At 59.2% G+C, this 13,398-nt stretch carries 9 protein-coding genes; 2 read left to right on the top strand and 7 right to left on the bottom strand.

The features are described from left to right. The first annotated feature begins 152 nt into the window (after positions 1–152). Together J0X15_RS07980 and J0X15_RS07985 are read left to right on the top strand one after the other, a co-directional pair. Positions 153–323 carry a hypothetical protein gene (locus J0X15_RS07980; RefSeq protein WP_206939549.1) on the top strand — a complete coding sequence of 57 codons (171 nt, stop codon included), beginning with the start codon at positions 153–155 and terminating at the stop codon, positions 321–323. A 247-nt stretch (positions 324–570) separates the two neighbouring features. Further along, on the top strand, positions 571–2,904 hold the full coding sequence (locus tag J0X15_RS07985) for a glucose/quinate/shikimate family membrane-bound PQQ-dependent dehydrogenase (RefSeq protein ID WP_206939550.1): 2,334 nt from the start codon (positions 571–573) through the stop codon (positions 2,902–2,904). 795 nt (positions 2,905–3,699) lie between these two features. Here J0X15_RS07985 and J0X15_RS07990 read toward each other — a convergent pair. The 7 genes from J0X15_RS07990 to J0X15_RS08020 form a co-directional block, all read right to left on the bottom strand. After that, on the bottom strand, positions 3,700–4,149 hold the full coding sequence (locus tag J0X15_RS07990) for a hypothetical protein (protein WP_206939551.1): 450 nt from the start codon (positions 4,147–4,149) through the stop codon (positions 3,700–3,702). Between the two features lie 284 nt (positions 4,150–4,433). Beyond that, a complete protein-coding gene (locus J0X15_RS07995; RefSeq protein WP_206939553.1) occupies positions 4,434–5,027 on the bottom strand; it encodes a class I SAM-dependent methyltransferase in 594 nt (197 codons plus the stop codon). A gap of 98 nt (positions 5,028–5,125) precedes the next feature. Next, entirely contained in the window at positions 5,126–6,286 is a 1,161-nt protein-coding gene (locus J0X15_RS08000; protein ID WP_206939555.1) for an ABC transporter permease, read from the bottom strand. 14 nt (positions 6,287–6,300) lie between these two features. Beyond that, on the bottom strand, positions 6,301–7,326 hold the full coding sequence (locus J0X15_RS08005; RefSeq protein WP_206939557.1) for an ABC transporter permease: 1,026 nt from the start codon (positions 7,324–7,326) through the stop codon (positions 6,301–6,303). A gap of 196 nt (positions 7,327–7,522) precedes the next feature. Continuing rightward, positions 7,523–9,424, bottom strand: a complete 1,902-nt coding sequence (locus tag J0X15_RS08010; protein ID WP_231710335.1) for an ABC transporter substrate-binding protein — start codon at positions 9,422–9,424, stop codon at positions 7,523–7,525. Between the two features lie 17 nt (positions 9,425–9,441). Further along, entirely contained in the window at positions 9,442–11,325 is a 1,884-nt protein-coding gene (locus J0X15_RS08015) for an ABC transporter ATP-binding protein (RefSeq protein WP_206939559.1), read from the bottom strand. Positions 11,326–11,493: 168 nt separating this feature from the next. Then, on the bottom strand, positions 11,494–13,374 hold the full coding sequence (locus tag J0X15_RS08020; protein ID WP_206939561.1) for an adenylate/guanylate cyclase domain-containing protein: 1,881 nt from the start codon (positions 13,372–13,374) through the stop codon (positions 11,494–11,496). Between the last annotated feature and the right edge of the window lie 24 nt (positions 13,375–13,398).

A 13,398-nucleotide genomic window follows, 5' to 3' on the forward strand; every position in this document is an offset into this window, starting at 1 on the left:
CCCCAAGCTTCCCCGCCTCGCCCTGTCGACCCTGATTATCACGGCTGTAACCGTGGTTTTTTCTCCGGCGAAATCGGCCGACGTGCATCAAGATCTCAAGGGGGGGCGCGTGGCAAACCTACGAGACCAATTCTCGCGACGATGAGGAACGAGTGAAAATTCTGGAGGAAATCAGCCAGACGCGTGACGACCTTGCCGAGCTGGAGCGCAAGCGGTTCGGGATGACCGACACACCGCAGAAACTGGCGGAAATCACAACCTCTATCCAGATCAAGGACACCCACATCCAGCGGCTGGAGTTGGCCCTCAAGTACTTCGATTGAGGCTATCTGACGTCAATTCCGTCTCAAAAAAGTGAAGAGCCGTGGAACTCATTCAACACTGAGGAGTTTTGCCTGTAGGGATATGGGGCAGACCTCTTCTGATAGCCAAAAGCCATTCCCTCCCAGAAGACGCCGGCAGCCCCCAATGCCGACATTCGTCTTACCCAGCCCATGGATTTGACGCGGTTCCCTACCTGCATCACCGCCCGCTCGGGCGGTTCCTTCACGTCTCTATTCGGAGAAGGTCATGGCACGTATTTTGACAGCTGTGCTGTTCGCTGCGATCGGTATTTTTCTAGCCGGTGGTGGTATATGGCTCGTCGCGCTCGGCGGCAGCCTGTTTTATCTTTTGGCTGGCGTTGCCTATCTGGCGACCGCCGGTCTTGTTCTTTTCCGACGCCCAGCAAGCCTTGAGCTCTTCGGCCTCTTCACTCTGGCAGCCTTGGGCTGGGCTGTATGGGAATCCGGTTTCGACTGGTGGGCACTGGCTCCACGCGGCGGCATCATCATTCTGAGCGGGCTCTGGCTCTTGACGCCCTGGGTCCGACGCTCTCTCGACGACGATCCCGAGCATACCTCGGCACCAGCCTGGCCTGTTGCAGTGCCCGTTGCGATTGCCGTCGGTGTAGCGGTCTTTGCTATGGTCAACGACCCGCATGATCTGCCGGGCCAATTGCCGACAGATGTTGCGCAGGCCAGCCCGGACCTCGGCAACGACATGCCGGCTGGCGACTGGCATCAGTATGGCCGTTCGCAATACGGCCAACGCTACTCCCCACTGGATCAGATCACCCCTGAAAACGTCTCATCGCTTGAAGTTGCCTGGCAATACCAGACCGGCGACGTGAAGCAGGAAGGTGACACCAAGGAAACCACCTATCAGGTGACGCCGCTGAAAATCGACGATACGATCTATTTGTGTACGCCCCACAACTGGGCCATTGCCCTGGATGCGACAAGCGGCGAGCAAAAATGGAAGTACGACCCGAACGTCGGCTTCAACACGGATCGTCAGCACCAAACGTGCCGCGGGGTCACCTATTGGGAAGACCCATCGATTGCCGCTGGCGAGCGCTGTCACTCCCGCGTCTATCTGCCAACCTCTGATGCCCGATTGATCGCCCTGAACGCCGACGATGGGACCGTGTGCGAGAGCTTCGCCGAAAACGGCACGCTGCATCTAGAGCAGCACATGGAGTACAATCCCGCCGGCTACTACTACTCCACCTCCCCGCCCATGGCCATCGACGGCAAGATCATCATCGGCGGTGCGGTCAACGACAATTATTCCCTGTATGAACCCTCCGGCGTGATCCGTGGCTTCGATGCCCAGACGGGCGAGCTGCTATGGAATTGGGATTCGGCCAAACCGACCCAGACGGAACCACTGGCAGAGGGCGAAACCTACACCACCAACTCGCCCAACAGCTGGTCGGTGTTCTCCGCCGACGAGAACCTCGGTCTTGTCTACATTCCGATGGGAAATCAGCCGCCGGATCAGCTGGGCATGAACCGCTCGGAAGCCGTCGAAACCTACTCGTCCTCACTGACGGCACTGGACATCAACACCGGTCAGGTCCGATGGGTTAAGCAGTTCGTTCACCACGACCTGTGGGACATGGATGTGCCAGCACAGCCGGTGCTGCTCGATCTGCAACGTGATGGCACTACCATCCCGGCCGTCGTGCAAGCCACCAAACAGGGCGACATCTACGTGCTGAACCGGGAAACCGGTGAACCGATCATTCCGATCACCGAGGAGAAAGTCGGCTCCACCGAAACTATTCCGGAAGATACAGCGGCTCCGACACAGCCCACGTCCGGCATTTCCTTCAAGCCCGAACCTTTGACCGGCGCCGATATGTGGGGCGCCACCCTGTTCGACCAGCTGGCTTGCCGGATCAAGTTCCATTCCTACAAGTACGCTGGCCGCTACACACCACCGTCCCTGCAGGGTTCGATCGTCTATCCCGGCAATTTCGGCACGTTCAACTGGGGCTCGGTCGCCGTTGATCCGAAGCGTCAGGTGATGTTCGCGATGCCGGTCTATCTGGCGTTCACCTCGCGCCTCGTCCCTGCTGACAAAATTCCGGCGAAGGATGCCAAGGCGACTGCCAGCGAAGTTGGTCTGAACCGAAATGATGGCGCAGACTACGGCGTCGACATGGGGCCGCTTTACTCTCCACTGGGCATTCCCTGCCAGGAACCGCCCTGGGGCTATGTTGCCGGCGTCGATCTGACCACAGGCGAAACCATGTGGCAGCACAAGAACGGGACGGTCGAAGATCTCGCTCCACTGCCAGTGCCGATCAAACTGGGCGTCCCAGGCATCGGCGGACCGATGATCACCGGCGGTGGCGTCGCTTTCATGGGGGCTGCGGTCGACAACTATCTGCGCGCCTATGACCTGACCACCGGCGACGTTCTGTGGAAGGCACGTCTGCCAGCCGGAGGCCAGGCAACGCCGATGTCGTACGAGCAAGACGGTGCGCAATATGTCGTCATGGTCGCAGGTGGGCACGGATCCGTCGGCACAAAGCCCGGCGACTATGTGATCGCCTACAAGCTGGCCAGCAAATAAACTACTGAGCCGCTTGAATTCCCGACCCGGACGGCCCCCGCCGCCCGGGTTTTCTCTTTTGAGATAGAGCCAATCACACTCCTCTCTCTTCCGTCACCCTCGGGCTTGATCCGAGGGACCATGCCGATTCGGCATCACACGCGCCCACCTCTCGAGACAGCGAGGCAACGGCATGGATCCCATGGTCGAGCCATGGGATGACGCAAGTGGGGAGGCTGACGGCACGGCGAACAGGAGCCACGGGGGACAAGTAATCGCCCTGCGCAGCACTTTCTTCTCCATCACCCCTTCTTCCGTCATCCTCGGGCTCGACCCGAGGATCCATGCCGCTTCGGCGCCACACGCGCCCACCTCTCGAGACAGCGAGGTAACGGCATCGATGCCATGGTCCAGCCATGGCATGACGGAGAAGAAGGTGGGGGAATCCCCCTCCAGTTACAGCAGCGGGGCAAGCAAATCTAAACAGACCTCCGCTATCCCGGTTATGAACCGGGATCTCTCTCCCCGCCGTCATTGCCGGACTTGATCCGGCAATCCATGCCGTGACGCGGCCTCACGCCGAAGCTTTGCCGTCCGGATAGGAAAGGCATGGATGCCATGGTCGAGCCATGGCATGACGCAAGTGGGGAGGGCTGAAGTGGAACGGCTGGGGCATGCATTTTCCGCCATCCCCCGCCAACGTCATCCCGGGTGTAGCCGTAAGCCGCAGATCCGGGACCGGGATGACGTCAGTGTGGAATACAGAGAGTGGCAACCAAGCCCTTGCCCGGACTTTTCAGCTAGCTGCAAGCAGGGTCAGGGATTGGCGCACACCGGCGGATTGACGATGGCTCCTGCGCCGACCTGCAAGATCGTCGGATCGTTGCGGGCAATAAAGCAGTAGCTGTCACCGGGATCCGGCGCCGCGATGACACATGAATTCTGACCATCGACAATACGATAGGTCTCATCGGCGTCTATGTCATAGACACTCGCTTCACCATTTCGATGCGGGACCGGATGCTTGGACAGCAGGATCGCGTTGTTCGGTGGCGCGACGTTGATCAGCTGATGTGCCCGGCAATCCGGCGAGAATGCCAACTGCGCATTGACCTGAGATGACACCGCCAACGACAGCCCGAACAGGAACACGGCAAGGCCGACAAGCATCATTGTCAGCATCCCTCCGAAGGTCGGACCAAACACGCCGGGGCGTAAAATGGCAGGTCGATTGAAGTTGAAGGAGTTTGTCTGAAGGTCGTTCATGAAATGCACTCCGAAAGATCAGGATAGGACACTTCAAGGGACGCAAGTCATGCAGCTTCGTGAGGCGCAATCAGCAGCTTTTTCGCCGAACTTTATCCCGCCCCGCCCCTCCCACGGTCATCGCCGGACTTGATCCGGCAATCCATGCCGTGACATCAGCCCAAAGCCAAAGCCGTGCAATTGCGAGAGGGAGCGGCATGGATCCCATGGTCGAGCCATGGGATGACGGAGGGAGGGATCGGCGAGTAAAAGCGACCGCAGAGGCGGATGACAGCCAGTGCGCCTCAGACCACGGGCTTGACCAGACGCAGGCGCCAGGTGACGCCTTTCTTGTCGGAAACGAGGCGATAGTCGTCGAGGACTTCCCATTGGCTGGTGTCGTCGGTGGCTTCCCACAGCTTGGCGATCAGCTTGTTAGCGCCGCTTTCCGGCCGCTTGGGAGAATACATCGACAGTGCAATGACTCCGTCTTTCTTCAGGAACGGCACATAGCGCGCGACGACTGCGGCCGGGTCTTCTGCGAAATGTAGAACTTCATTGAAGACAACCGCCGAAAAGCTCTCACCGTCCTGCGGCTCAAAGGCATGCATGTCACCGGCGCGCAGAGACGCGATCTTCGGGTCAACATTGGCGATCTCAAGCGCAGCAGGCGCCAAATCCATGCCGACGTATTTCTTCACGCCCATCGGCGCCAGTCGCTCGTACAGAAGACCTTCGCCGCAACCGATGTCGAGCACCTCGTCGAGGCTCTCTGTCAGCGCCAACCACATACCGATGATGCCATAGCGACCGCTCTCGGGAAGGGAGCGCAGGAAGGCCCAGCGTCCGGCTTCATATTCCTCATCCCATCCATCGGCGGTACTGGCGTTCTTCGACATGCTTTATTCCTTGGTATCTTAAGTATCGAAACTCTGGGCCTGGTCACGCTCAGGCCAAGTCCATGGTGCCTGAGGCCCTGAGCCAAGTGCAGTAAAACTCACTTATAGGGATCAGCCGCGTCGCGCAAACCATCGCCGAGAAAATTGAAGGCCAGAACCACGATGATGATCGGAATGACCGGTGCCATCAGCCAGGGATAGACCGTCACTACGGAGATATTCTGTGCTTCATTGAGCAATACGCCCCAGGACACAGATGGGCGCCGCAGGCCGAGGTTCAAGAACGACAGGGCGGTTTCCCCCAGGATCATGGAGGGAATGGAAAGGGTGGCGCTGGCAATGATGTGGCTGGTGAAGCCTGGCAGCAGATGACGGGTGATGACCCGCTGCGGTTTGGCGCCCATCAGCACGGCCGCACGTGCGTATTCTTCCTCGCGCAGGGACAACAGCTTTGAGCGCACCGCGCGGGCCAGGCCAGGCCAGTCAAGCAGCCCGAGAATGATCGTCAGGCCGAGATAAATCCAGACCGGCGACCAATTGACAGGCAAAGCGGCCGAAAGCGCCATCCACAACGGCAACTCGGGCAGCGAGCGCATGATCTCAATGAGACGCTGGATCAGGCTGTCGGCAACACCGCCGAAATAACCGGCAATGCCACCGAAAAACAGCCCGAGGACAATGGAGATCGTTACACCGACCAGGCCGATGGTGAGCGACAGGCGGGCGCCATAAATCAGACCAGAGAGTTGATCACGGCCCAGTCGGTCCGTCCCGAGCAGGAACATGGTGCCGCCTTCTGCCGGGCAAACCAGATGGAAGTTCGCATCAAACAGCCCCCAGAACTTGTACTCCGTACCGAAGCAGAAAAAGCGCAAGGGCTGAACCTGGTTCGGATCGTCCGTGAACACCCATTTCATGTTGGTCAGATCGACTTCCGACGTCTGGCCATAGACGAAGGGCCCGACAAACTGGCCATCATGGAAGAAATGAAGGGCTTGGGGCGGCGCGTAGAGATATTCGGAATCGCGGGTGTTGGGCGTATAGGGCGCAATCACCTCGGCAAACGGCACACAAAGGTAGAACAGGATCAGCACGACGCCGGACCACAAAGCCAGCTTGTGGGTCTTGAACTTCCACCACATGATCTGCCATTGGCTGGCTTGATAGTAGCGCTCCTGTTCGGGCGTCAGCACCTCGTCCTCAATCGGATTGAATGGGGCCGGATTGACATAGTGGGTGGTGTCGCGCGCGTCAGTCATGATTGCCCCTCACCTCAGCTTGCCGCTCGTCCGCCGAGGCGGATGCGTGGGTCAAGAACGGCTAGCAGCAGGTCGGAAACCAGCATGCCGACGAGGGTGAGACCAGCCACAAACAGCAGGACAAAGCCGGCCAGGAACTGATCCTGGCTCTGCAAAGCTGACAGAAGCACCGGCCCGACCGTCGGCAAATTGAGCACGACAGAGACAATGACCGAACCGGAAACCAGCGAGGGGATCAGGTTGCCGATGTCAGAAATGAACGGGTTCAAGGCCATCCGCAGCGGGTATTTGACCAGCAGCTTGCGCTCCTTCAGGCCCTTGGCCCGGCCGGTGGTGACATATTGCCGGTGAAGCTCGTCCAGGAGGTTGGCCCGCAGGCGGCGGATCATTGCCGCCGTGCCCGCCGTCCCGATGACGATCGTCGGCACGACCAGATGTGCGAGAACCGAGAGGGCCTTGCCCATACTCCACGGTTGGTCGATGTATTCCGATGCCATCAGACCGCCGATGGACAGGCCGAACCAGCGGTTGAACAGATACAGCAGGATCAGCCCAAGCAAAAAATTCGGCGTTGCCAGCCCGATGTAACCGAGGAAGGTAAAGCCGTAATCCCCCCAGGAGTACTGGCGGGTAGCCGAATAGATGCCAATCGGAAAAGACACGATGTAGACGAAGAGGATCGTCGTGAAATTCAGGATGATCGTCATCGGCAATGTCGGGCCGATCACTTCTTCGACCGGCTTGTTGAACTCAAACGACCACCCCCAATTGCCCTGCAACAGCCCGTCGAACCCATGCGGGCCGGACCATAGGCCGACCCAGATCAGATACCGTTCCAGGAATGGACGATCGAGTGCGAATTCGGCCCGGAGAAACTCCAGCTTTGCGACAGCTGATGCCTCGCCAGACGAACGCAGAGCCGCGATCTGATTGGAGATATAGTCACCGGCCGGCAGCTCGATGATCAGGAAAATCAGGAAGCTGATTACCAGCAGCGTCGGAACCATGGTGATGATCCGGCGCAGGATGTAGTCCAGCATTATGAGTTCCCCATTCCCCTGTTCCGGCGCGGCCACTGAGCCTTGTCGGTGGCACGCCGGTTGCGTTTGTCTCGTCTTGCCTGCCCAACCGTTTCTGGCGGACCCAAGCCTTCCTTAGGCCACTCTGGACCAGCGCTGGTCGTATCGCCAGCTGCCATGCCCAGAAAGGCTTCAGGCCAGGATCCGCCGTGCGGGCTTACTTGGCGAAGTAGAATTCGTCCATCCGGTGAAGTCCAAAGTGAGCGCCCGGATCCCAGCCATAGAAAGCTTTCAGTGGCACATTCTTCAGGTCCTTGATCACCACCGGCTGCGGCACCTCGGACACAAGACCAATGTGGATCGTTTCCTCGGCATGGATCGACAGCATCTCTTCCCAGATGCTGGTGCGTTGCTCTTCCGAGGTGGAAACCAGCCACTCGCTATAAAGCTCCATCAGACGCTCTGCGGGTGCCCAGTCCGGCTTTTCCCCGCCTTCACCTTTGGTTTCGTAATAGTCACCCCAGGAATGCCAGTTCAGGCGATCACCATGGACTGGTGCGAAGTCATCAGGCGTCATCTCGGACGTCGGAATTCCGTTTTCGAAACCCGACCAGACCGACATGACGAGATCACCGGAGATGGCCCGTTCGCGCAGGATGTCGCGCTGGCTCGGCTTGATGAACAGCTTGACGCCGATTTCTCTCCAGGTTTCCGACACCAGCTCCAGGGCATCGACCTGACTGGAATCTTCGCCTGCTGTCTCAATGATGATTTCCAGAGGCTGGCCGTTCGGCAGCATCCGGGTGCCGGCGCTGTTCGTCTCGGTCAGACCAATTTCATCGAGCAGTGCATTGGCCTTGTCCGGATCATACTCTGCCCACTTGGTGCGGAACTCTTCCTTGAACAGCGGGCTTGCCGGAAGCACCGTGTCGTTGCCGATCTTGCCCAGCCCGAAGTAGAGCGTGCGGTTGATCATCTGACGGTCGATACCCAGTGACAGCGCATGACGGAAGCGTTTGTCGCGCAGAAGTTCACGCCACATCGGGTTCTTGACGGTAAGGTTCGGCAGGATCGACATTTCCGATCCCTTCGAATTGCTCCAAAGCGCGGTAACATAGCCCTGCTGCGCTTCTCCCTGCTTCAGCACCGTAATGTCGGCGAAGGAGAGGTTGCGCGCCTGAAGTTCGCTTTCGCCCGCCTGGGTCTTGGCCGGGATCAGCTTGCCATCAACCACCGTCATGATGACACGGTCAACGTAGGGCAGTTGCTGTCCAGTTGAATCAACCCGGTGGTAAAAGGGATTACGCTCGAGCACAAACCGGCGGTCGTTGCCGGTGGCGGTGCGGATCCACGGCTGCAGGGAAGGTTCATCGGGGTTCTGAGCGCCGTAAAGATCATCCTGCTTGTTGTGCAGGGGCGCCCAACCACGCACTTTCTGCTCTTCTGCCAATTTCTCGATCTCGGCAGGATCGCCGTACTTCTCATGAAACTGCTTCAGGTAATGCGCTGGACGGTAGATGAAAGGTGGCCGCGACTTGGCCAGCTCCGGCAGAAACATGGGGTTCGGCTTCGACCATGTGTACCGGACGGTCGTCTCATCCAGCACCTCAAAGGTCGGTTTCTCGCCGTCGACCAGCATGAAAGGCTCAAGTCCGGCCGGATTCAGATGTTCGTTGCTCGCGACATCCTCAAAGTAGTAGCGCATGTCCTCGGCGCCGAAGGGAGCACCGTCGGACCACTTGTGGCCTGCCCGCGTGTGCAGGGTGAAGATACGGCCTTCTTCAACTTCAACCGCTTCCAGCAGGTCGGCGACCAGCTTGAGGTTGGCATCATATCCGACCAGGCGGGAATAGCCCCAGGCGTTGATCAGACGCACGTCCTTCGAACGGCCGATCATCGTGTTGATGGTACCGCCATGCTGGCCGACAGTCCGGCCTTTTGCAGCCAGATCGACCACCAGAGGCTGCAGCGGCACGCGCTCGGCGATCGGCGGCAGATCCGCTTCCAGGCCTGGTGTTTCCCGCAGGTCCAGCGCCGATGCGGCTCCGGCACAAAACAGCAAGGGAAGCGCCAGAACCGTGGCGGGCAAAACAAGTTTCGCTATGTGTTTCATCGTCATTTAAAGGTCCTCAAACCTCAGGCTGCCGTGCCCTGGCGGGAAGTTTCAACCAGCGCCGGTGCGCATACGAAGTGTTCCGGCTCCATTTCCACCAGGATGGGTGGCGTACCATCTTCCAAACGGAAAGGCGCAGGCCAAGCGGTGGGATCGGAGGCGCGCGTCTTGTTCAGCGCATCGAAATCAAGTGGGGCATTCAGATCCGGCTCCGGCACCGCAGATAACAGGGCCTTGGTGTATGGATGTATCGGATTTGCGACAACTTCCTGGGTTTTGCCGATTTCAACGACCCGTCCTCTGCACATCACGGCCACCCGGTCGGCGATATAGTCGACCACCGCCAGATTATGGCTGACGAACAGGTACGTCAGGTTCAGGTCGCGTTTCAAATCCTGAAGCAGATTGAGGATCTGAGCCTGAACAGAAACATCGAGCGCAGAAGTCGGCTCATCGCACAACAGAAATTCCGGATCGAGCGCCAGCGCCCGGGCGATGCCTATGCGTTGACGCTGACCACCTGAAAATGAATGCGGGTAGCGCCGCAGGTAGCGCGGATCGAGACCGACAAGTGCCATCAGGGTACGCACCCGCTCGGCCTGCGTCTCAGCCGTGCCGACCTTATGGATCTGCAGAGGTTCGGTCAGAATATCGTTCACCGTCATACGCGGGTTCAGTGACGAAAACGGATCCTGGAAGATCAGCTGCACACGCTGGCGATATTCCATGAGTTGCTTGTTGGTGAACTCATGGATGTTTTGCAGCCCCTCGCCCCGATTGTAGAGGATTTCGCCCCGGTCCAGCGGCAGCGCCCGAAGGATGGCGCGGGCCACGGTCGTCTTGCCCGAGCCGCTTTCCCCCACCAGCCCGAGGCACTCGCCGCGTCGGATGGTCAGATTGATATCGTCCAGGGCCAACAGACTTTTCGACTGACCGCTGAACAGCCCGCCCTTGCGGGAAAAGAACTCCTTGCGGATGTTCTTCACCTGAACCAGGGGCTCTCCCGGTGCGACCTTGCAGTCGACCCGACTGGTTTGCAGCGCTTCCGAGGGCAGCACAATCGGACGGATCGGCTGCAGCCGCTCATTCTTGTCCATGTGAAAGCCCGGCACCGCTTTCAGCAACGCCTTCAGATAAGGGTGTTGAGGCGCGGAGAAGAGCTGCTGGCTGGATCCCTTTTCCATGATCTCGCCATGATAGATCACCACGACGTCGTCGGCCATGTTCGCGACCACACCGAAATCATGGGTGATCATCAGAACCGACATCTCAAGTTCGGACTGGACGTCCTTGATGAGCTTGAGAATTTCAGCCTGAATCGTGACATCGAGTGCCGTTGTCGGCTCATCCGCAATCAGCAGCGCAGGCCGGCAGATCATCGCCATGGCGATCATCGCACGTTGACGCAGGCCACCGGACAACTCGAACGGATAGGCACTGATGGCGCCTTCCGGATCGGGAAACTGTACAAGCCGCAGCATTTCCTTCGTCAGCTCGCGCGCTTCGGCACTGCTGACATTGCGATGCAGGAGGGCTGCCTCGCCGATCTGGTCGCCAATGGTGTGCAGCGGCGAGAGAGACGTCATCGGCTCCTGGAAGATGATCGCGACCCGGTTGCCCCGCAGGTGACGCATACGCGTGCCCTTGCGGTCCAGTGTGGCGATATCGACCTGCGGCTCGGTGCCTCCAGGATCAGACAGAATGACGCCACCGGAGGATATCTCGGCATTCGGCGGCAGCAGACCCATGATGGTCTGCGAAATCACTGTCTTGCCGGACCCGGACTCACCGACCAGCGCGACAGTTTTCTTCTGCGGCACGGAAAAGGAGACATTGTCGACCGCACGGACGCGCCCTTCGGCCGTCTTGAAGTCGACGGTCAGTCCTTCGATCGCCAATACATCCACGCGTGGCTCTCCTCCCGCTTGAACCGGTTCGGTTTCAGTCAGACCGAACTAGACATCTTTCTGCGCGGAAAAGACAACCACAAAAACCAGTCACTTATCAACGGTCTCGCAAAATTTGCCAAGACAGTGACCAAGATCACGCTTTTCGGGAATTACATCGGGAGCGTTTTATTCAGCCGCCGTGGTGGAAAAAGCTGGCGCGGCAGCAATCTGATCTTCATTTGGCGAAGCATAAGGATCAAGTTTGAAGACTTCCATCGGTTCACTGCGACCGCGCAGGGAAAAATCACCTGCACGCTCCGCAGCCTGTTCTCCGTAAAGCTCGGCGATGGTGTCGCTGGAGACAAGAATCACCACCTTGTCCTCTGCACCCAGCTCCCGGCCGAGAGTTTGCAGACGCTCGGTGACATTCACCGTGTCGCCCACCACCGTGTAGTTCCACCGATCGAGCGCCCCCACATTGCCCACCACCGCAGGTCCGGTGTGAATGCCGATGCGGATGCGCACAGTCGGGTCCCCGCGTTCCGCCGCCTCGCTGTTGAAGTCTTCCAGGTCACGGGAAATACGACGGGCGGCTCTCACTGCTGCCATGGCGTGATCGGCACGCGCATCAGGGGCGCCCCAGAAGGCCAGCATCCCGTCACCGACAAACTTGTCGACCGTGCCGCCCTCTTCCTCCACCCCGGAGACCAGAACGGCAAAATGCGCATTGAGATAGCGCGCGGTTTCTCCGGCACTCATGGTTTCCGACATGGCGGTGAAGCCGACAATATCGGTGAAGAGGATCGTCAGGCGGGCTTCGCGAGCTTCTGCCGCCTGACTGCCCCCAAGGCGCATCAGCTTGTTGAACAGGGAGCGCGGCACATAGGTGTTCATCGCCCGCAGGCCGACCACCATGGAATTGAAGGCTTGAGCCACCTGGTCCAGCTCGGCAACGCGTGAGCGCGGCAAGGGCTCGACATTGTCCAGCGACAGCGTGGCGACGGCCCGCGATTGCTCGGCCAATTTCTTCAAAGGCCGGGCCATAACACGCCCCATCCACAGTGCCACCAGCACAGCAATGATCATCGCCCCGATACCGACCAGGGCCGACCCGGTCAGACGCTCGACCTCGCGGGTAATGCTGGCGCCGCGGAAATACTGGCCGATAACCCATGGCTCGGTGCTGTAGCCCGGAATATCCGCTTTCATAACGATGAATTCGCGCTTGCCGACTTCAATCCGGCTGACATTGATCCCCAGTCTCGCCGCCTTGGCAAAGCCGTCGAGCTTGTCTGCCGTGTCCATGTTGGCGAGGACCGGATCGCCGAACGCTTCACGCGGCGCCGGCAATGGCTGCAAGGCCTTGCCGCCCACCTGAAACTCGTCCTTGTCGGAGTGCACCAGAATCTCGTCACCATTGACCATGACGAAGGTGGTGCTCTCGTCGCCCTCGTCCAGCGAGCGGATGGCCTTGGCAAGGCTGTCCAGAGAACTCGCCGCCGTCAACGTGCCGATCAGCTTGCCCTTGATCACAAGCGGCACGGACACATTGGCGAACTGGCCGACATCGTTGTTGAGGATCGGTCCCCATGTCGGTCCGGAGTAGACATTCAGTTTGGGAAGCACGTAGGTCTTGTCGCTGCCGGGCGGCAACTGACGCTTGAAGGGCCAGAGGCGGCCACTGGGCGCCTGATAGACGCCGAAATTCTCGCCGTTCAGATCGGTGGCGACCAGAACCGTGATGCGCGACGATGTGGCCACCGCCACCTTCATCATGTCCAGGCCGGTGTCCTGATCGCTGAAACTGATCTCGCCCCGGTCGAAGAACGGTTTCAGATCGGTGACGGCTTGCTCAACAGAGTAAAAGTGATCGCGGACCCGCTGCTCCATCGAGGTGCTCAGCAAGATCGCCTTGTCGTTCAGCAGGGAAAAGGTGTTCTGGACGTTCGCCTTGACCGACAGAAACAGGATCAGGGAAATCGAGATTGCCACAAAGCCGCCGAACGCAAAGGACACGATCCTTGAAAGCGGCATCTTGAGGTATTTTCGTTTGAGGCTGAACGCCATCCGAACCGGTCCCGATCTCCAGGC

The organism is Roseibium limicola (assembly GCF_017313085.1).
Classification (GTDB): Bacteria; Pseudomonadota; Alphaproteobacteria; order Rhizobiales; family Stappiaceae; genus Roseibium; species Roseibium limicola.